Source organism: Empedobacter stercoris, from assembly GCF_020281205.1.
GTDB classification, from domain to species: Bacteria; Bacteroidota; Bacteroidia; order Flavobacteriales; family Weeksellaceae; genus Empedobacter; species Empedobacter stercoris.
Genome location: NZ_JACXZC010000001.1, coordinates 96,143 through 115,217, shown reverse-complemented (window position 1 = coordinate 115,217; position 19,075 = coordinate 96,143). Strand labels below are relative to the sequence as shown.

The window sequence follows — 19,075 nt, the reverse complement described above, 5'->3', positions numbered from 1 at the left end:
AGAAATCCATAAATAAAAAAATCGAAAGCGGTTTCAAGCCAATTCATGATTAGTGTTCTTGAATAATTTGATTAATAATTTGTCTTAATTCGGGAGAATTTGATTGAGTTGAAAGTTGTAATACCTCATTTTTATCACAACAATGGATTAATGCTTTCACACTTGCTTTTTTTACTGAAAATGATTCATTTTCTATCGCCTGAGTTTTCAAGAATAAACTATTTTCTGGATTTGAAATTAGTTCTAAAGCTTTCAAAATTTGCAATTGAAATTTCTCTTCATATCTTTCGTAATGATGAATGAATAAAGTTGAAGTGGTTTCACTTTCGATTCTAACCAAAGTTTTAATTGTTTCTTTCAAGGTTTTTTCATCAGAATCGTGCAAATTTTCCGCAACCAAATCGTGCATTTGTAACAATTGAAACTTACGAATCAATTTCATCGCAAAAACTTTTACACTCTGATTCGTTGATTTCAACCAATTCGAAATTGACTGCTCAACCTCATCATTATTTGGTAAAGTGTTAATTGCTTCCAATAATTTTAATTGATGCCAATCTGTTAATTGTTCTTGTAAATCATCCAAAAAATATAAACCTTCAAAACCAGAGAATTTCACCAAACCATATTGAGCTTCTGTACGAACCAACTCATTTCTATGATGTAGCAAAGTTTTAATTTTAGGCAAAGTTTCGATGCAATTCATGGCTGTCACTTCTTGTATAGCTTCGGCTATTTCGTATCCTTTTTTACTGTTTAATTTTTGTAAGGATATTTTCTTGAGTTGATATTGTCCAAATAAATTACGAATATTCTCTTTAGAATTTCCCGAAAAGTTATGTTCTGCTTTTAGGAGTTTTTTAATGAAATAATGTTTGAATAAACTTGATTTTAAATAATCATTAAAATCTGTATTCTGTTGATTATTTTCTTCTAAAATCGTTTCATAAATCTCTTGATCAATAATCGCATTCCACTTATTTTTCTTTGTAATGATTTTATATTCAATAATACTTTTCAACAATGTATATATGATAATCAAAAAAAGTAAAATAAGTAGAATATAAATTCCTACGATTAACTCGGTATATGTTATGATTTGTAGGATAATCATTGTATTATTTTAAGATTTTTTTTACGCGTACTGATAATTCAACAGGACTAAATGGTTTTACCATAAAATCATTTGCACCAAGATCAAAAGCTTCCACAACCACATCTTCTTGTCCTAAAGACGACAAAATAATAATAGGTGTTTCAGCATTTTTACTCTTTCTAACAGCACTAATAATCTCCAAACCAGAAGCAAAAGGCATCATAATATCAGTAATAATCAGATCAATATTTTCTGTTTCTATCTTGTTGATTGCTTCTTTTCCATTTCGTGTTAAAACAACTGTATAGCCTTCTTTTTTAAGTTTATGCTCAATTGTTTTTAAAATCAATTCGTCGTCTTCGGCAATTAAAATCTGCATTCTATTGGTTTTTAAATATTTTTTAAATAATTAATAACTAATTCAATTTCGTTTTCTATTCGCATTATAAGTTGGTTTTCTTCTATGTAATTTATAGAAGTTGCTTTTTCGATTTGTTCAGTTAAATCAGCCAAAATAAGAAGTCCAGCCGTTTTCGAAGTTCCTTTTACTTTGTGCCCTAATTGATTGATTTGTTCTAAATTTTTAGTATTACTATGTGTTTTAAACGCTATTTTGTCTTTTTCTAATTCATTGATAATAATTTCGATAAACGTTTTTCTGAACGATTCATCATCTTTTGTATAATTATCAATCATTGATACATCAATATGATTTCCAAAATCTTCGTTTTCATTTTGCGTTTCTTGAGAAAAATCCAACCATTTTTTCATCATATCTACTATATCATTTTCTCGAATTGGCTTCGCTAAGAAGTCAGTCAAACCAACCTCAAGACATCTTTCTTTTTCGCCTTTCACATTTCCCGCTGTAACGGCAATAATCGGGACATCTTGATAATTATTAATCAATCGAATAAATTTCGTTGCATCAATACCATTCATTTCTGGCATTTGAATATCCATTAAAATTAAATCAACTTGATTTTCTTGACAAACAGCTACTGCTTCAGCTCCATTTATAGCCGTGTACAACACACTATTTGGTGCTATATTTTTTATGATTTGCTGATTCAGTGCCATATTCACCATATTATCATCAGCAATAAGAATATGAAATTGTTTAGAAAAATCTTGTGTATTTTCGTTTGGTTCTTCTATTTCTAATGTTTGATTTTCCTTCGAATCGATGATACTTTTTCGTAATGTTTCGAATAATTCTTCTGATTTTATTGGTTTTAATAAACGAGAATTTATCCCTAATTCTTTAGCTTTCTGAATCAAAAATTCATCTTCAGATGAGCTATGCAATAACACTAAAGGTATTTTTGTTTGTTTCGACTCAACGTATTCTTTTATTTTCTGAATTGTTTCTAAACCATTTAAAACAGGCATGTGATAATCCATCAAAATAACATCATACACTTCACCATTCAACACTTTTTGCAACGCCTCTATTCCGTTATTTGCAAGGTCAGAAGTGATTTTTTTAAACTCTAACATATGCTTCAAAATAACCTGATTACTTTGGTTATCATCCACAATCAGAATATGTTTTATCTCGTCTAAATGGTCAAATTGTTGATTAAAATTATACTCGTAATCCACTTCCAACTCAAAGTAAAATGTAGAGCCTTTATCGACTTCACTTTCCAATTCTAAATGACTTCCGAAGTAATTTAACAATTTATTTGAAATGGTTAACCCTAATCCTGTTCCTCCAAAACGTTTACTTACAGTACTATCTTCTTGTGTAAAAGCATCAAAAATTTTGGATTGTTTCTCTGGTTTAATCCCAATTCCAGTATCGCGAACAGAGAATCTAAGTTTCGCTTTCTTCCCTTCTTTAATTGGTTCGACTTGACTAATTTTAAGTTCTATTTCACCTTTTTCGGTGAATTTCACGGCATTCCCAAGTAGATTAATCAAAACTTGTTTTAGACGCGCTTCATCAATCCAAATAAATTGTGGTAAACTATTATCGATATTTAATAACAGTTCTATTTTTTTATTTTCGGCTTGATAAAGAATAACATTAATGACTTGATTTCCTAATTCGAATAAATTATTTTTTTCAATCGAAACATCCATTCGCCCCGATTCAATTTTAGAGAAATCTAAAATATCATTAATAATTGACAACAATGAATTAGCAGAATCATTAATGTAATTCAAATATTGTTTCTGTGATTGATTAAGAGGCGTTTTCAACAATAAATCAGAGAAACCAATCACTCCATTTAATGGTGTTCGGATTTCATGACTCATATTTGCCAAAAATTCCGATTTTGCTCTATTTGCGATATCTGCATTTTTCTTCGCTTTTTTAAGCTCTTTATTCTTTTTGACAGATTCGGTGATATTTTGAGAAAACATAATTAAGCCGCCAATTTGTTTTTTATTGATGTACCATGGATGAATTTCCCAAGCATAATGCTGTTCCGAATCGTATTTCGGAGTACTAAAAATGGAATCTGGATTAGAGTGTGATTCTCCTTTTAAACACGCTTCATAGATTAATTTTCTTTCTTCAGGAACATCATAAATATCGTAATGCGACTTTCCAATTACATTTTTCTTTTTAACAACAAACTCTTCACTCCATTTGTTACTTAAAGTCAAATAATTCATTTTATTATCAAACATTGCAACTGAAGCAGGTACATGATTAATAAACGTTTCGAATATCGCTTTTTGTCTGGCTAATTCTAATGTGTATATTTTCTTATCATTAATATCTTGAAATATCCCAAAAAGACTAACGCATACTCCGTCTACAAACTCTGGAATTCCTTTGCATCTCACCCAAACAGTATTATTCTTTTGCGTGATAATTTGTAATTCCAAATCATACGAAATTCCTTTCTCTATAGCATCCTTAAACGCTTTCTTAATTTTAGGATAACTTTTCTTAGGTTCATAAAAATTAAGTGCAGTTTCTACATTTGGTTCATAATCTGGCTCAACTTCGTGTATTTTTTTTGTTGTATCAGCCCAAATTAATTTGTTGTGAATTAAATCAAATTTCCAACCACCAACGTTTGCTACTTCATAGGTATGGTCTAATAATTGACGAACGCGATTCAAGTCTCTTTCCAAGATTATTCGTTGCGTCATATCAACCGCAGTACTCATCACAATCGGATTTCCATCATTATCTTTATCCAAAATATTACTGTACAACCAATAAGTCAACATACCATCCTTTTTAATCAAAGGCATCAACCCAGAATTTTGCTTTTGCTTAGCAATTGTATCTATATACGTTTCATACTCTTGGTGATTTGCTTTTGGAATTAATTTTTTAAGATCCAAATCTTTCGATTCTTCCTCAGTATAACCCATCGATTCTAAACCTTTTTTATTAATGGATAAAATATTACCATCCAAATCGTGAATCGTCATTAAACCAAGCGAAGAATTGAAAAAATTTCTAAACTTACGTTCACTGTTTTCAAGTTCCTCCTTTTTAGAGTTTTCAAGTGTAATATCTCGTCCAAATAAGAAAATCTCGTTATCATACGAAGTGTTTGATTTAGTATACCACTCAACCAATTTTTCTTCCTTCGTTTCTATTGAATACATCAAACATTTGAAATGATTCGAACCTGAATTAGTTTTCAAATCAGCCAAAAACATTTGAACTTTTTTCTTATCCTTTTCTGAAACAAAGTCTAAGAAATTTTTCGAAGGAATTGATTGGTCATTTTTAACTTCTAAAACTTTTTTAAAGGCTGGGTTAATTGATTTCAATACACCATTAATATCAGCAACTCCGATTAAATTATTCGAAATTTTATAGATATTTTGAAAGTAAGCAGCGTCTTTTTTTCGTTTTTTACTGACCAATAATTTTGTAATATTTTTCCCTAATTGAATCAATAAACTTCGTTGTTTATCACTTAATTTTCTTGGATGATGATCGTTAACACAAAGCGTTCCCAATGCATTGCCGTTATCATCTATTAAAGGTACACCTGCATAAAACTGGATGTTTGCTGCTTTTACGCCTGCTATTTTTTGTGCTGGTTCAAATTTATTTACATCATCAATGACTAAAATTTCATCTTCCATCAAAGAAAATTGACAAATTGTTTGCTGACGCGGAACTGCATCCACTTCTATTCCACAATTCGCTTTGATGATTTGATAATCTTCGTCAAAAACAGAAACTAAAGCAATAGGTGTATTGCAAATTAAACTTGCGGCATTTGCAAAAACGTCTAATTCTTCGTCTTTGTCATGTGCTTGCAAATTATAATCGTAAACTGCTTGCAATCTTTGCTTTTCGTTTGCTGGGATAGGATAATTCTCCATTAAAATTGATCTGTTTTTAATAGGAAAGTAGAGGAGGCTAAATATATTACATAATTATAAATATTTGTAATCAATTAATTTTAAAAAAGTTTAATTTTTTAAAATCATATTTATTTTCTTACATTAGTTGCATAAAAGGGAATCGAGTGCAAATCTCGAGCTGTCGCGCAACTGTAAGTAGTGAACACTATAAGCCAGACCACTTTTTAGATGATGCTTTCGCGATTGAAGCTCAATCAAAACTACAATAATCTCGGTTTTTGTTGAATTGATTGCACTTGATTTCGAAAGCATTTTTATTAAAACTTAGTTTATAAAAACATGCTAAAAGAAGAAATTCAACACCTTATTGACCTTAAAACAAAACCTCTTGGAGCTTTAGGTTTATTAGAAAAAATCGCTTTGAGGATTGGTTTAGTTCAACAAAAAAATCATTTAGAATTAGTTAATCCACATCTAATTGTTTTCGCAAGCGATCATGGTATTGCACAATCTGGCGTAAGTGCTTATCCTGCGGAGGTTACACCGCAAATGGTTATTAATTTCCTAAATAATGGGGCTGCTATTAATGTTTTTTGTAATCAAAATGAAATCGATTTAACAATTGTTGATGCAGGAGTCAATTATAATTTTGAAGATTATTCGGTTCTGAAAAATTGCAAAATTGCAAAATCAACCAAAAACTTTTTGTACGAACCTGCAATGAATGCAGAAGAATTGCAACAATGCTTTGATCATTCGAAGAAAATTGTTGATGAAATCGCTCAAAACGGAACGAATATTATTGGTTTTGGGGAAATGGGAATTGGAAACACTTCATCTGCATCAATGATTATTCACTATTTAACTCAACTTCCACTTGAACAATGTGTTGGCCGAGGTACAGGCTTGAATGATGAACAATTGCAAAACAAGATTAATATTCTGACTCAAGCAAAGGAAAATCAAGGTGAAATAAATGATCCGAAACAAATTTTAGCAACTTTCGGAGGTTTTGAAGTCGCGCAAATGACAGGTGCAATGCTCGCTGCTTATGAACATAATATGCTGTTGATGATAGATGGTTATATTGCTTCAGCTGCAATTTTAGTCGCATCAAAATTGAAACCTGAAATTTTGAAAAACGCTATTTTTTGTCATCAAAGTGATGAAATTGGACATCGTTATCTATTAAATTATTTCAACGAAGAACCTATCTTGAAAATCAATTTACGCGTAGGAGAAGGAACAGGTTGTGCTTTGGCTTATCCAATTATTAAAAGTGCAGTAAATTTCTTTAATGATATGGCAAGTTTTGAATCTGCTGGTGTCAGTAATAAAGAAACTGAAGTGGAATGCTAAAAAAAGAAATTACTTATTTCCTAACGGCATTGATGTTTTTTACTCGAATTCCAATTCCATTCAAGATTCCTTACAGCAACGAAATTATGAATCAATCGCAAAAATATTATGCTGCTGTTGGCTTATTGGTTGGTTGTTTTAATGCGATTATTTATAGTGTTTGTCAATTTATTTTACCTGTTGATATTGCGATTATTATCACCATGATTACAAGTATTTTGTTGACTGGTGCTTTTCACGAAGATGGTTTTACTGATGTCTGCGATAGTTTTGGAGGAGGTTATGGTAAAGAAAAAATTATGACAATTATGAAAGATAGCCGAATTGGAGCTTATGGAGTTATCGGTGCAATCTTGTTATTGTTATTAAAATTCACCTCTCTGAAACACATTGCAGAAGATAATTTTTGGTTGATTATTTTCACTTTAATTGCTGCACATTCGGTAAGTCGTTTTTTTTCTGGAATGATGATTTACACCCACGAATATGTCACCGATATTGACAAAAGCAAATCAAAACCAATGGCGAGTAAAGCTTTACCGATTAAAAACTTGCTCATAAGTTTTCTATTTTGTTTACTTCCTTTTATAGTTTTTGGCGAATGGAAATTCTTGTTGATTTTACCACTTTGTTATATAGGTAAAGTCTATTTGGGTTGGTATTTTAAGAAATATATAGGCGGTTATACAGGCGATTGTTTGGGAACTGTACAACAAGTTACCGAAGTTTTATTTTATTTAGGAATACTGATTATATGCAAATTTTTGTAATACGACATACAAAAGTCAAAATCCCTTCATCGGTTTGTTACGGACAAACCGATGTCGATTTGACAGACACGTTTTTAGACGAAGTAAAAGAAATACATGCTAAAATCGATCACGATTTTGATACTATTTTTTCGAGTCCATTGAATCGTTGTCAACAATTAGCCTACACTTTTTCTACAGAAATTATTTTAGATAATCGATTGAAAGAATTCAATTTTGGAGACTGGGAAATGAAACCTTGGAACGAAATTCCTTCGGAAGAAATCAATCCATGGTACGATGATTTTGTAACGATACCAACTCCAAATGGCGAATCGATGTACGAAATGTTTTTACGCATCTCTGATTTTATGAACGACTTAAGAAATACCAAACTTCAAAAAATATTAATTGTTGCTCATGGCGGAGTAATTCGATTAATATGGTGTTATTTGTTGCAAATACCAATTAAAAATGCATTCAAAATCCCTGTAAATTACGGTGAAATTTTTCAGTTTAATTTAGGTGAAACAAATGAGGAAGATTTTATAATGAGAAAAATGTAGACTAATTCAACATCCAATCAACTAAACTTTCCTTCTCTACTATATTCCAAGAATGCGGATGTTTCTGACCATTTGCTCTAAAGCCTCTATTCTCCGTTTCAATAAACTCTACACTCTTCGCTCCAATTGCTTTCAAATGCGAAGCCATTTTTTTTAATTTAAAAGCATTCAAATCTTCATAAGTTCTATTTCTATTCGAACTTTGCCACTCTATATCTGGCTCACAATATAATCTTATCTTAATATTTTTTAAAAATTGAATATTCTTATTAGAATTTTTAGACATTAAATAGGGTGAATAATACTCGTAGTTCTGAATCGAATCTTCTGGAGCACCTAATTCTTTATTAAAAAGCTCGATTAAAAATTTGCCTTCTTCTACCGCAGCTTTACTTACATTCTCTTCAATATCTTTTTTTGCACTTTTATATAATTCTTCTAAATCAATTGGAGAATCGACTACAAAAACACCTTTAGGCTGGATACTATTTTGTTCTTTCATCAGTTCATTTCCTATCAAAATTGCTACATTCCCTCCACTCGAAAATCCTCCTATATAAAGGTTAACTTTATTTAATTGATGTTGATTTAATATATCAATCAGTCGAGTTATTATATTTTTTTTCTCCTGATCGGATAAATATAATTTTTGGTTAAAATTAAATAACAAAGTCGTAATTCCTTGCTGGTCTATATGTTTTATAAATTTCGCTTCTTGTTTTGTATGTTCTATATCACAAGGAAAACAAGGAAATAAAATCAACAAAGCCTTTTGGTTTGATGCAATTTTCAACTCGTAATCTAACTCTTTACTCACTTTTGTTTCTATCACAGATTGTTTACAACTAAATGCTACGTAAGCAAACAGGAATACGAAAAGCAATTTCATAATTTTAAATTGTTTCATTATTCGCTACAAACTCATTAACAATTGTTCTCAAACTTTTATTCAAATCAAGGTCTACAATATCTTTTATAGACATCAAACTCTCAATTTTCCATGTATCATTTGTTAAAGAATAGGTTTCTAATTTAGAAATTAAACGATGATAAAAAATTTCCTCTCCTATTTCATATTCAAGTTTACCTATAAATTCTTCTAAAGTTGTTGAAGGTTCTGGCCAATCATTTTCGGCATCAAAAAGTTTTACAGCTACAATAAAATCATTTTTTGATTTGAAATTATTTCGCTCAATTAAGTTAAATAAATCTTCAAATGTCATTCAAATTATATTTTAAACTAATTTCTAAAAAAAAATCAACAAGTCAAATGTTTCAAAATTAATTTATTAGAAAAAAGTTATAAAATTTATTCTAAAAACACTTGCAAAAGTGGTTTTATTGACCTTATATTTGCACTCACAACGCGGGAATAGCTCAATTGGTAGAGCGTCAGCCTTCCAAGCTGAATGTTGCGAGTTCGAGTCTCGTTTCCCGCTCTTTGAAATATTAGATTCAAAAAATCAAATTTTGCCTTGGTGGTGGAATTGGTAGACACGCAGGACTTAAAATCCTGTGTCCATTAGGACGTGCGGGTTCAAGTCCCGCCTGAGGTACTTTTTTAATTTGATTTTTATAATGTATGCGGGAATAGCTCAATTGGTAGAGCGTCAGCCTTCCAAGCTGAATGTTGCGAGTTCGAGTCTCGTTTCCCGCTCAACAAAAGCCAAAGATTATTTATAGTCTTTGGCTTTTTTATTTTAAACTTTTTATTTGCACATAAAAAAAACCTCATCAAATAAAGGTTTGATAAGGTTTTAATTATTTTTCAATACGTATCGAACTAAATTTCTTGTTCAGCTAACATTTGTTTGTATTTTTTTCCTTCGATAAATTTTTTCTCTGCCCAAATTGTTCCTCCTGGAATAATTGCTGCAACAAAAAAGATCCAGAAAATTTTCATCGACCAATTGTATTTTTCCTTTAATATGTACAACAATATAATATAAGCAATAAAAAGTCCTCCGTGTACTCTTCCTGCGTGCGTTACCCAAGTCGGGTCATCCCAAATATATTTCATTGGCATGGCTATAAAGAATAAAATAATTGCAGAAAGTGCTTCTAAGTACCCCGTTATTTTAAATAATTTCAACATTCATCTTAAATTTGAGCCAAAAATAAACTGATTTTTTTAGATTTTAGCTATTACTTATCAATAAAACAAATACTTAACTTTTAATTTATACGTTATTACAAACAATATGCGATATTTTGTTCACATTATTTTTCTTTTATTCACATCTATTCTTGTGTTTGCACAAGAAAAAAAAATACAATTTTATCGATACAATGATGAAACAAAATCGTATACAAAAGATTTTGAAAGTAAAAACCTCGATTCTTCTTTAGACTCACTTCAAAAAAATGGTTACTATACTTTAACGATTGATTCCATCAAAAATGAGAAAATCTATTTGAACAAAGGGAAAAACTACCAAAGAATTTGGGTGAAAAACAATGATTTATTTGAGAATAAAAATGATTATTTTCCAACCAATAATTTAGATTCTATTCTGAATAAATTGGCCAAGACAAACATTAATGAAGGTTATCCCTTTGCACAAATAAAACTTGTTACAAATGGTTTTCAACAAAGTGAGCAACGAATAGAATTGCTATTAAACAAAGGGAAGCAACGAACAATTGATGGTGTAAAATTAATTGAATATGAAAAATTATCAAAAGGTTATTTGCGTCATGGACTTAACATCAAAAATGGAGAAATTTACAGTGAACAGAAATTAGCATCTATTTCTACTTTAATGCAGCAAACCAATTATATTGCAGAAGTACAACAGCCACAAACCTTATTCAAACCAGATTCTACGATCTTATATTTGTATCCGAAAAAGATTAGTTCCAATTATTTTGATGGTGTTTTAGGTTTTGGAACAGATGATAATGGTGATTTCAAATTAAACGGAAACGTACAACTTTCGTTGAATAACGTGTTTAATAGTTTAGAAGAAATTCGATTAAATTGGATTGGAACTGCTAACAAAAACACATCACTAAATATCGGTGTTAAAGTACCTTATCTATTCAAATCTCCGATTGGTTCTGAAACTAATTTCAAACTTTTCAAACAAGATTCTGTCTTTGTAAATGTAGATTTTTCGGAACGCTTGTTTTATCAACTCAACCTCAATTCAACAATTGGTGTAAGTGGAATGGTGCAATCTTCGAACTTTTTATTAGAAGATGATTCGTATCTAAAATCGAGCTATGATGATTATTCTAAAACAGGAATTGGTTTGAGTTATAATTATTTTTTAAAACACCCTTTTCGTTTGATGGAAGGAAAATCGATGTTAGATGTTGCGGTAAATTCGATTCGTAAAAAGGAAAAGAATTTTTCGTGGACAGAAGAAATTGATAATAAAACGGTAAACCAAATTGAAATAGGGCTAAAGACCTTTCGCTTATTCGAATTAACTGACAAACACTACATCAAAACTGGTGCAGAATTTAGAGGTTTACTCACGAAAGACGATGATTTTTCTGAAAACGAATTGTATAGAATTGGTGGTTTTGGCAGTTTTAGAGGCTTCAATGAAGAAAGTATTACCGCCAATATGTATGGTTTTCTGAATGTCGATTATCGTTTTGTTCCAAGTGAAGCTTTCTACATTGGTTTATTTGCTGACTATGGTTTTATTGATAACAAACGTGCAAACCTAAATACATCTTTGTTAAGTTTCGGAACTGGAATTTCATTTTTAACGAAAATGGGTATTTTCAATTTGAGTTACGCCGTAGGAAAAACAGACGAAACCTCTTTCGATTTCAAAGAGTCTAAAATCCATTTTGGAATTTTAAGCCAGTTTTAGTTATTTATAATATTCATCAACAAAATTTAATTACAAACAAGGTTGTTTTACCTTTCCCGAGGACTCAGTTTATTACAAACAAGGTTGTTTTAGCTTAACAAATGTATTGTGTGAATGGATACTAAGAAGTTTTATTAAAAAAACTTTAAATTTTTATAGGTTTATTGTTAACATTTTCGTAAAATTAGCTACTTATAAAAAACTCACACAAAATAATTTTAAAAATGCATAAAATTTTTTATCCAATTTTCGCTTCAGCAGTAATGCTTGCAAGTGCTCAATTGGTATCTGCACAAGACAACTTAGTTAATGCCTTAAACAAAAATGTTAGTGAAAATAGTAAAGAAGCTTTTCAATTTACAGATGTTATCAATTTAGCTAAAACGCCAGTAGAAAATCAAGGATCTTCAGGAACTTGTTGGTCATATTCAGGAAATTCGTTCTTCGAATCAGAAATGATCAGAATGGGAAAACAACCTATTCAATTGTCTTCTATTTTCAATGCAAGAAATACATACGTTGAAAAAGGAAAACAATATGTACGCATGCATGGCGCCACAACTTTGGGAGATGGAGGATCTTTCTTTGATGTTTTAAACACGATCAAAAAATATGGTGCTGTTCCTACAGAAGTTTACACAGGCTTAAATTACGGAACAAAAATTAACCAATTTGGTGAAATGGCTGCCATACAAGAAGGAGTATTAAAAGCTGTTGTTTCTAATCCAAATGGAAAACTAACTCCTAATTGGGAAAAAGCATACACAGCTGTTTTAGATAGTTATTTAGGAACATATCCGTCTGAATTTACGTACAACGGGAAAAAATATACACCGCGTACATTTGCAGATCAAGTGGTAGGAATTAATCCAAACGATTATGTTGCGATTACATCGTTCAAAGAGCATTCGTATTACAAACCATTTGTATTGGCGATTCCTGATAACTGGGCATACGAAGCTTTTTACAATGTTCCGATGACAGAAATGACGGATAATATTGATTATGCTTTAAAAAATGGATTTACTGTAGCTTGGGCGACGGATGTTTCTGAGAAAGGATTTAGCTGGAAAAATGGAATTGCTTATGTTCCTGAAATTGATTTTGCTGATATGACTTCAACACAAAAAGCAGAAATGTTCAAAGGTCCTAAAGCAGAAAAAGTAATTACAGAAGACATGCGTCAAGCGGCTTTCGATGATTACCAAACGACTGATGACCATGGAATGCACATTGTTGGAATTGCAAAAGATCAAAACGGAAAAGACTATTACATCGTTAAAAATTCTTGGGGATTAACAAACGACTACGAAGGATATCTTTATGTAACAAAAGCTTTTGTTCAGTATAAAACAACAAATATTTTAGTTCACAAAAACGGTGTTCAAAAACAAACATTGAAAAAATTAGGAATTTAATTTCTAATCTCATCATAAGTAAGAAAAGCTCCTATTGGAGCTTTTCTTATTTTACATTAAATGTAAGTTGTTTTGTATTGGATGGAGCATCTTTCTCCCAGCCTCTTTTATAATCAAACTGTATCGTACACTCTCCTTTACTACCAGCTATCACTGTATATACATTTTTACTTGGTACGCCTACCATTCCTTCTTGCTGTTTTTTTACATTCGACTTATCAACAATTTTTACACTACAACCATCAGGTTCTGTAGTAAACCAATCGTATCCAGTAGAAGGATTAGAAGTCACTTCTAATTTTATTTGATCTCCTACATTTAAATTGATTGTTTTGGCATTTTCGACTGTATCCAAATTGATTGTTTTCTCATTATTTATATTCGCTGCACAAGCCATTAACAAGGTTGAACTTCCTAATAAGAGTAAAGTTTTTTTAATCATAATTTATCGTTTTGATTATTTTTTTTTATAAAAACAGTTACAAAGCTATTCAACTAAGCGCTTTTTCAACTAATTTTGTGTTTTATTTTTTAGTCAATAATTATGCCTCAAAATGTAACTATTCGCATTTCTCCTGCAGAAGCAGCAAATGAAAATATTTTAAAACAACGTTTAGCATCTGCCGTTAAAACTAAACCGGAGAATATCAATGCTTATCAAATCATTCGTCGCTCATTAGATGCGCGAAGTCGAAATATTATCACTCAATTACAAGTTAATGTTTTTATCAATGAAGATTTTTCGGATGCTTTCGAGTTTCATCCAAATCTTCAGAATGTAGAGAATAAACACGAAGTTTATATTGCTGGTGCTGGTCCAGCTGGATTATTTGCTGCATTAGAATTAATTGAGCAAGGTCTTAAACCAATTATCATCGAACGTGGAAAAAATGTTCGTGATCGTCGTCGCGACTTAGCTGCAATGAACAAAGAAGGAAAAGTAAATCCTGAATCTAACTATTGTTATGGTGAAGGTGGAGCTGGAACTTATTCGGACGGAAAATTATATACACGTTCTACAAAGCGTGGAAATATTCTGAAATCTCTACAATGGTTTGTACATTTTGGCGCAACAGAACGCATTTTACAAGAAGCTCATCCCCATATCGGAACTAATAAATTACCAGGAATTATCGCCAACATGCGCGAAGCAATTATCGAATGTGGTGGAGAGGTTTGGTTTGATACAAAACTAACGGATATTCTTATCGAGAATAATCAAATTAAAGGAATTGAAATTAATCACGATAAAAAAATTAAAACATCATCGCTTATTTTAGCAACAGGACATTCGGCTCGTGATATTTTCAATATGTTGAATGAAAAGAATGTTTTAATTGAAGCTAAACCATTTGCATTAGGCGTTCGTGTAGAACATCATCAAAGTTTGATTGACTCTGCTCAATATCATTGTCCAATCGGAACAGAACGCAACGAATTCCTTCCCCCAGCATCCTATTCATTAGTTTCGCAAGAAGCCGGTCGTGGTGTTTTCTCTTTTTGTATGTGTCCTGGTGGAATTATCGCACCTGCTTCTACAGATGAAGGAGAATTGGTCGTAAATGGTTGGTCGCCATCTAAACGAGATGGTTTTTTTGCTAATTCGGGAATGGTTGTAACAGTTGATGAAAAAGATTTTGCAAAATATGGATTTACTGGACCTTTGGCAGGAATGAAATTTCAACAAATGGTAGAACAAAAAGCATGGCAAGCAGGTGGAGGAAAACTAAAAGCTCCTGCTCAACGAATGACTGATTTTGTTTCAGGAAAATTATCAAATTCGTTAAATGACTGTTCTTATTTACCAGGTTTAACATCTGGATTATTAAGCGATGTTTTACCAAAAGAAGTTCATCAATCATTACAATTAGGTTTCCAAACATTTGGTAAAAAAATGAATGGTTACTATACCGAAAATGCAAATATTGTGGCAACAGAATCCAGAACTTCTTCCCCTGTTCGTATTCCGAGAAATGAAGAAACCTTAGAACATACGCAGGTTGCAGGATTATTTCCTTGTGCTGAAGGTGCAGGTTATGCGGGTGGAATTATTTCTGCCGCCATGGACGGAGCAAAAGTTGCAATTGCAGTGAAGAATTTTATCGAAAAATAGTTTTATATTTAATACTCAAAATAAAATACAGATGTCAAGCTGAACTTGTTTTAGCTTCGCATCTTTAGAAATGATGAATTTAGAAAAAGTAAATAATCTCAAATTTTTATTGATTTCAATAGCGCTGATTTTAATAGGTTATTCAATCAACTTAATCGGTTGGAATATTGGAACAATTACAATTGTTTATTTTGGATTAGGTTTATTCTTTTTAGGAATTATTTCATTCATCATTATACTATTTTTAGCTTTGATTAAAATTGTAAACAGAATTTAATGAATCTTTTAAAATCTATACTATTTGTTGGTTTAGGTGGCGCTTTTGGTAGTGTTGCAAGATTTTTAATTTCATACGGAATCGGAAAATATTATTCACAACCATTTCCGTTGGCTACATTTTTGACAAATAGTATTGGTTGCTTTTTGATTGGAATTTTGTACGCTTATTCAATTAAGAATAATATAGGAAATACGTATTTCAATTTTTTATTCATCACCGGTTTTTGTGGAGGATTTACTACTTTTTCAAGTTTTTCATATGAAAATTTCAACTTAATTCAACAACAAAACGTAATGACATCCCTTGTTTACATTTTATCAAGTGTTGTCATTGGAATTTTTTTTACACTAATTGGATTTAGGCTTATAAAATAAATCATTATCAACATATTATATTTTTCTTTATGGTAGATAATAAAAAAATCTTATTTTTAAGAAATATAAAATTATCACATGAGGAAATCTTTTCTATTTTGCGGAATTATGTTTACTTCCGTTTTAACTTATGCACAATTAAAGACTGTGAAAAAAACAGACAACAAAGGATATACCTACGAAATGGTAGAAAATGATCCTTCTAATACAAGAATCTATACCTTAAAAAATGGTTTAAAAATTTATTTAGCTCAAATAAAAGACGAACCAAGAATTCAAACACATATTGCTGTAAAAACAGGTTCTAACAACGATCCAGAAGACAACACTGGTTTGGCTCATTATTTAGAACACATGGTTTTTAAAGGAACTTCGAAAATTGGAACTCAAAACTGGGCTGCAGAACAACCTTTGATCCAACAAATTTCTGATTTATATGAGCAGCATAAAGCAGAAAAAGATCCGGCTAAGAAAATCGAGCTTTATAAAAAAATCGATCAAGTTTCGCAAGAAGCATCTAAATATGCTGTAGCAAATGAGTACGATAAATTAATTTCATCGCTTGGAGCTTCAGGCACAAATGCACACACTTCTTTAGAGGAAACAATTTACCATAATAATATTCCGAACAACGAATTAGAAAAATGGTTAAAAGTAGAATCAGAACGTTTTAACGAATTAGTTTTACGTTTATTTCATACAGAATTAGAAGCTGTTTATGAAGAATTTAATCGTTCGCAAGATAATGACGGACGTTTAGTTTTCTATAAAATGATGGAAACATTGTTCCCAAAATCGCATTACGGAACACAAACAACAATTGGAACTTCAGAGCATTTAAAGAATCCTTCAATGGTGGCAATTCATAATTATTTTGATAAATATTATGTTGCGAGTAATATGGCAGTTCTATTAATTGGAGATTTTGATTTTGATACAGCTGTTCCGATGATTGATAAATATTTCGGAAATTATGCTACAAAACCGGCTCCTACACAATATGTAGCAAAAGAAGAGCCAATCAAAACAATCGTAACAAGTGATGTGTTCAGTCCATCTTCAGAGCGTGTACAGTTTGCTTACCGTTTTAATGGTGCAAATAGTTCTGATGCTAAATATGTTACGCTAATTGATTACATTTTGAGTAATTCTACTGCAGGATTAATCGATTTAAATATCAATCAACAACAAAAAACATTAGGTGCAAGTAGTTCTTCATCTTTCTTTAGAGATTACGGAATGCATTCTTTTTCTGGATCACCAAAACAAGGTCAAAATTTAGAAGAAGTTCGTGATTTATTAATCACTCAAATCGAGAAAATTAAAAAAGGGGAATTCGATGATTGGATGATTGAGGCTGTAACGAATGATTTGAGAAAGTCGCGTATGAAAAGTTGGGAAAACTCACGTTCGTTAGCTGCAAGTTTATACAAATCGTACATTAATGACATTCCTTGGGCGAAAGTTGTGGATCAATACGATGAAATGAGTCGTGTTACGAAGCAAGAATTAATGGATTTTGCGAAGAAAAATTACACTGATAATTATGTAATTGTTTACAAACGTCAAGGTGAAAACAAAAACTTAGTTCGTGTATCGAATCCTGGTATTACACCAATTCAATTAAATCGTGATGCTGAATCTACTTGGTACAAAGACTTTATGAACATCAAATCGAGTGAGATTAAACCAGTTTTTGTTGATTTCAAAAAAGAATTGAAGGAAGGAAAAATCAACAATACAAAGTTCACTTCAATCCAAAATAAAACAAATGATATCAGTTCTGTTTACTACATCGCTGATATGGGAGCTGATAATAACAAGAAACTTGGTTTAGCGATTAATTATTTAAACTACTTAGGAACTTCTAAATATTCACCAGAAAACTTAAAAAAAGAGTTTTACAAAATTGGAATTGATTATGGTGTGAATACAGGAACTGAGAGAACTTCTGTTTATATCACAGGTTTACAAAAGAATTTAACAAGTGGTATCAAATTATTCGAACATCTTTTAAGTGATGCTGTTGCTACTAATGAATCGTACCAAGAGTATGTAAATAAAATATTGAAATCAAGAGAAAATTCTAAAAAGAATAAAAATGTGATTTCTTCTATGTTGAATACGTATGCTCAATATGGACCAGACAATCGTTCGCGAGATATTATTTCTGAAGCAGATTTGAAAGCAATTGATCCGAAAGAATTAACACAAATCATTAAAGATTTCTTTAATTACAAGCATCAAATTTTCTACTACGGAAATAATGAAGCTGAAACGAAAAAAGCAATTGAACAAAATCATAATTTCGGGAAGAATTTAGATTATCCAAAGAAAAAAATATATCCTCAACCAGCGACCGATGGTAAAGTATATTTTGCACCTTACGACATGGTACAGTCGGAAATTAATTTCTTTGCACGCGACTCTAAATACGATCCAACGTTATTAACATCAACCGGAATTTTCAATGAATATTTTGGTGGAGGTTTATCATCTATTGTTTTCCAAGAAATTCGCGAATCTAAATCTTTGGCTTATTCAGCTGGATCTTTTTACATCAATGCGAACAAAAAAGATAATTACAACTATGTGAGAGCGGTAATTGGTACACAAGCAAACAAATTACCACAAGCTGTTGATGCTATGAAAGAGTTAATGAATAATATGCCAAAAGCAGAAAATCAATTCAATAATTCGAAGCAAGCAGCGCTAAAGCAAATCGCTACAAGTCGCTACACAAAAGCAAATGTATTCTTTTATTGGCTGTCTTTACAAGATAGAGGTCTTAACTATGATATCAACAAAGATATTTACGAGCAAACATCTAAATTAACATTAGATCAATTGGATCAATTTTTCCAAAAACACATCAAAGGTCAGAAATTCAATGTAGGTTTAATCGGTAAAAAAGACAACTTAGATTGGAATGCTGTTCAAAAATTAGGTGATATTAAAGAATTAACATTAGAAGAATTGTTTAATTATTAATCT

Annotated in this window: 16 protein-coding genes, 3 tRNA genes and 1 riboswitch; of the genes, 12 read left to right on the top strand and 7 right to left on the bottom strand. The window is 31.0% G+C overall.

Features of this window, described 5'->3' with window-relative positions; genetic code table 11:
- Positions 1 to 49: 49 nt before the first annotated feature.
- The 3 genes from IF125_RS00565 to IF125_RS00555 are packed head-to-tail and all read right to left on the bottom strand — an operon-like array spanning position 50 to position 5,410.
- Entirely contained in the window at positions 50 to 1,114 is a 1,065-nt protein-coding gene (locus tag IF125_RS00565; protein WP_225541166.1) for a hypothetical protein, read from the bottom strand.
- A 4-nt stretch (positions 1,115 to 1,118) separates the two neighbouring features.
- A complete protein-coding gene (locus tag IF125_RS00560; RefSeq protein ID WP_171621975.1) occupies positions 1,119 to 1,475 on the bottom strand; it encodes a response regulator transcription factor in 357 nt (118 codons plus the stop codon).
- 11 nt (positions 1,476 to 1,486) lie between these two features.
- Positions 1,487 to 5,410, bottom strand: a complete 3,924-nt coding sequence (locus tag IF125_RS00555; RefSeq protein WP_225541164.1) for a response regulator — start codon at positions 5,408 to 5,410, stop codon at positions 1,487 to 1,489.
- An 84-nt stretch (positions 5,411 to 5,494) separates the two neighbouring features.
- Positions 5,495 to 5,633, top strand: a riboswitch (cobalamin riboswitch).
- Positions 5,634 to 5,731: 98 nt separating this feature from the next.
- Between IF125_RS00555 and cobT the strand changes: the two genes are divergently transcribed.
- Genes cobT through cobC form a run of 3 tightly spaced genes read left to right on the top strand, consistent with a single transcriptional unit; the run spans position 5,732 to position 8,066 of the window.
- On the top strand, positions 5,732 to 6,751 hold the full coding sequence (gene cobT, locus IF125_RS00550; RefSeq protein ID WP_225541163.1) for a nicotinate-nucleotide--dimethylbenzimidazole phosphoribosyltransferase: 1,020 nt from the start codon (positions 5,732 to 5,734) through the stop codon (positions 6,749 to 6,751).
- Positions 6,745 to 7,521, top strand: coding sequence for an adenosylcobinamide-GDP ribazoletransferase (locus tag IF125_RS00545; RefSeq protein WP_171621972.1), 777 nt, complete (start codon positions 6,745 to 6,747; stop codon positions 7,519 to 7,521). The genes cobT and IF125_RS00545 overlap by 7 nt, the downstream gene beginning before the upstream one ends.
- The gene (cobC, locus tag IF125_RS00540) at positions 7,506 to 8,066 is read left to right on the top strand and encodes an alpha-ribazole phosphatase (protein ID WP_171621971.1); all 561 of its coding nucleotides are present in this window, start codon (positions 7,506 to 7,508) and stop codon (positions 8,064 to 8,066) included. The genes IF125_RS00545 and cobC overlap by 16 nt, the downstream gene beginning before the upstream one ends.
- Before the next feature lies 1 nt (position 8,067).
- Here the strand turns inward: cobC and IF125_RS00535 are convergent, their stop codons facing one another.
- The gene (locus tag IF125_RS00535; protein ID WP_225541162.1) at positions 8,068 to 8,955 is read right to left on the bottom strand and encodes an alpha/beta hydrolase family protein; all 888 of its coding nucleotides are present in this window, start codon (positions 8,953 to 8,955) and stop codon (positions 8,068 to 8,070) included.
- 4 nt (positions 8,956 to 8,959) lie between these two features.
- On the bottom strand, positions 8,960 to 9,289 hold the full coding sequence (locus tag IF125_RS00530; RefSeq protein WP_225541161.1) for a hypothetical protein: 330 nt from the start codon (positions 9,287 to 9,289) through the stop codon (positions 8,960 to 8,962).
- Positions 9,290 to 9,432: 143 nt separating this feature from the next.
- On the opposite strand from IF125_RS00530, the gene IF125_RS00525 reads away from it, so the two are divergent.
- The 3 genes from IF125_RS00525 (at position 9,433) to IF125_RS00515 (ending at position 9,723) form a co-directional block, all read left to right on the top strand.
- Positions 9,433 to 9,505: transfer RNA gene (locus tag IF125_RS00525), tRNA-Gly, on the top strand.
- 33 nt (positions 9,506 to 9,538) lie between these two features.
- Positions 9,539 to 9,622: transfer RNA gene (locus tag IF125_RS00520), tRNA-Leu, on the top strand.
- 28 nt (positions 9,623 to 9,650) lie between these two features.
- A tRNA-Gly gene (locus IF125_RS00515) sits at positions 9,651 to 9,723 on the top strand.
- 126 nt (positions 9,724 to 9,849) lie between these two features.
- On the opposite strand, the gene IF125_RS00510 is transcribed toward IF125_RS00515, so the two are convergent.
- A complete protein-coding gene (locus IF125_RS00510; protein ID WP_171621968.1) occupies positions 9,850 to 10,161 on the bottom strand; it encodes a DUF3817 domain-containing protein in 312 nt (103 codons plus the stop codon).
- Positions 10,162 to 10,315: 154 nt separating this feature from the next.
- Between IF125_RS00510 and IF125_RS00505 the strand changes: the two genes are divergently transcribed.
- Together IF125_RS00505 and IF125_RS00500 are read left to right on the top strand one after the other, a co-directional pair.
- Entirely contained in the window at positions 10,316 to 11,896 is a 1,581-nt protein-coding gene (locus IF125_RS00505) for a BamA/TamA family outer membrane protein (protein WP_225541160.1), read from the top strand.
- A gap of 224 nt (positions 11,897 to 12,120) precedes the next feature.
- Positions 12,121 to 13,314, top strand: coding sequence for a C1 family peptidase (locus IF125_RS00500; RefSeq protein WP_225541159.1), 1,194 nt, complete (start codon positions 12,121 to 12,123; stop codon positions 13,312 to 13,314).
- Between the two features lie 46 nt (positions 13,315 to 13,360).
- Here the strand turns inward: IF125_RS00500 and IF125_RS00495 are convergent, their stop codons facing one another.
- The gene (locus tag IF125_RS00495) at positions 13,361 to 13,756 is read right to left on the bottom strand and encodes a protease inhibitor I42 family protein (RefSeq protein WP_225541158.1); all 396 of its coding nucleotides are present in this window, start codon (positions 13,754 to 13,756) and stop codon (positions 13,361 to 13,363) included.
- A gap of 102 nt (positions 13,757 to 13,858) precedes the next feature.
- Here IF125_RS00495 and IF125_RS00490 point away from each other — a divergent pair, with 102 nt between their 5' ends.
- The 4 genes from IF125_RS00490 to IF125_RS00475 all read left to right on the top strand — a co-directional run bounded on the left by IF125_RS00490 (position 13,859) and on the right by IF125_RS00475 (position 19,072).
- Positions 13,859 to 15,427 carry an NAD(P)/FAD-dependent oxidoreductase gene (locus tag IF125_RS00490; RefSeq protein WP_171621963.1) on the top strand — a complete coding sequence of 523 codons (1,569 nt, stop codon included), beginning with the start codon at positions 13,859 to 13,861 and terminating at the stop codon, positions 15,425 to 15,427.
- Between the two features lie 70 nt (positions 15,428 to 15,497).
- Entirely contained in the window at positions 15,498 to 15,704 is a 207-nt protein-coding gene (locus tag IF125_RS00485) for a hypothetical protein (RefSeq protein ID WP_225541157.1), read from the top strand.
- On the top strand, positions 15,704 to 16,081 hold the full coding sequence (gene crcB, locus IF125_RS00480) for a fluoride efflux transporter CrcB (RefSeq protein WP_225541155.1): 378 nt from the start codon (positions 15,704 to 15,706) through the stop codon (positions 16,079 to 16,081). The genes IF125_RS00485 and crcB overlap by 1 nt, the downstream gene beginning before the upstream one ends.
- Before the next feature lie 78 nt (positions 16,082 to 16,159).
- Positions 16,160 to 19,072 carry a M16 family metallopeptidase gene (locus tag IF125_RS00475; RefSeq protein WP_225541154.1) on the top strand — a complete coding sequence of 971 codons (2,913 nt, stop codon included), beginning with the start codon at positions 16,160 to 16,162 and terminating at the stop codon, positions 19,070 to 19,072.
- The last annotated feature ends 3 nt before the right edge of the window (positions 19,073 to 19,075 follow it).

Excerpts from the sequence above, each read along its gene's own strand:
- IF125_RS00565 (WP_225541166.1), bottom strand. The coding sequence starts at position 1,114 with ATGATTATCCTACAAATCATAACATATACCGAGTTAATCGTAGGAATT.
- IF125_RS00560 (WP_171621975.1), bottom strand. The coding sequence starts at position 1,475 with ATGCAGATTTTAATTGCCGAAGACGACGAATTGATTTTAAAAACAATT.
- IF125_RS00555 (WP_225541164.1), bottom strand. The coding sequence starts at position 5,410 with ATGGAGAATTATCCTATCCCAGCAAACGAAAAGCAAAGATTGCAAGCA.
- cobT (WP_225541163.1), top strand. The coding sequence starts at position 5,732 with ATGCTAAAAGAAGAAATTCAACACCTTATTGACCTTAAAACAAAACCT.
- IF125_RS00545 (WP_171621972.1), top strand. The coding sequence starts at position 6,745 with ATGCTAAAAAAAGAAATTACTTATTTCCTAACGGCATTGATGTTTTTT.
- cobC (WP_171621971.1), top strand. The coding sequence starts at position 7,506 with ATGCAAATTTTTGTAATACGACATACAAAAGTCAAAATCCCTTCATCG.
- IF125_RS00535 (WP_225541162.1), bottom strand. The coding sequence starts at position 8,955 with ATGAAATTGCTTTTCGTATTCCTGTTTGCTTACGTAGCATTTAGTTGT.
- IF125_RS00530 (WP_225541161.1), bottom strand. The coding sequence starts at position 9,289 with ATGACATTTGAAGATTTATTTAACTTAATTGAGCGAAATAATTTCAAA.
- IF125_RS00510 (WP_171621968.1), bottom strand. The coding sequence starts at position 10,161 with ATGTTGAAATTATTTAAAATAACGGGGTACTTAGAAGCACTTTCTGCA.
- IF125_RS00500 (WP_225541159.1), top strand. The coding sequence starts at position 12,121 with ATGCATAAAATTTTTTATCCAATTTTCGCTTCAGCAGTAATGCTTGCA.
- IF125_RS00495 (WP_225541158.1), bottom strand. The coding sequence starts at position 13,756 with ATGATTAAAAAAACTTTACTCTTATTAGGAAGTTCAACCTTGTTAATG.
- IF125_RS00490 (WP_171621963.1), top strand. The coding sequence starts at position 13,859 with ATGCCTCAAAATGTAACTATTCGCATTTCTCCTGCAGAAGCAGCAAAT.
- IF125_RS00485 (WP_225541157.1), top strand. The coding sequence starts at position 15,498 with ATGATGAATTTAGAAAAAGTAAATAATCTCAAATTTTTATTGATTTCA.
- crcB (WP_225541155.1), top strand. The coding sequence starts at position 15,704 with ATGAATCTTTTAAAATCTATACTATTTGTTGGTTTAGGTGGCGCTTTT.
- IF125_RS00475 (WP_225541154.1), top strand. The coding sequence starts at position 16,160 with ATGAGGAAATCTTTTCTATTTTGCGGAATTATGTTTACTTCCGTTTTA.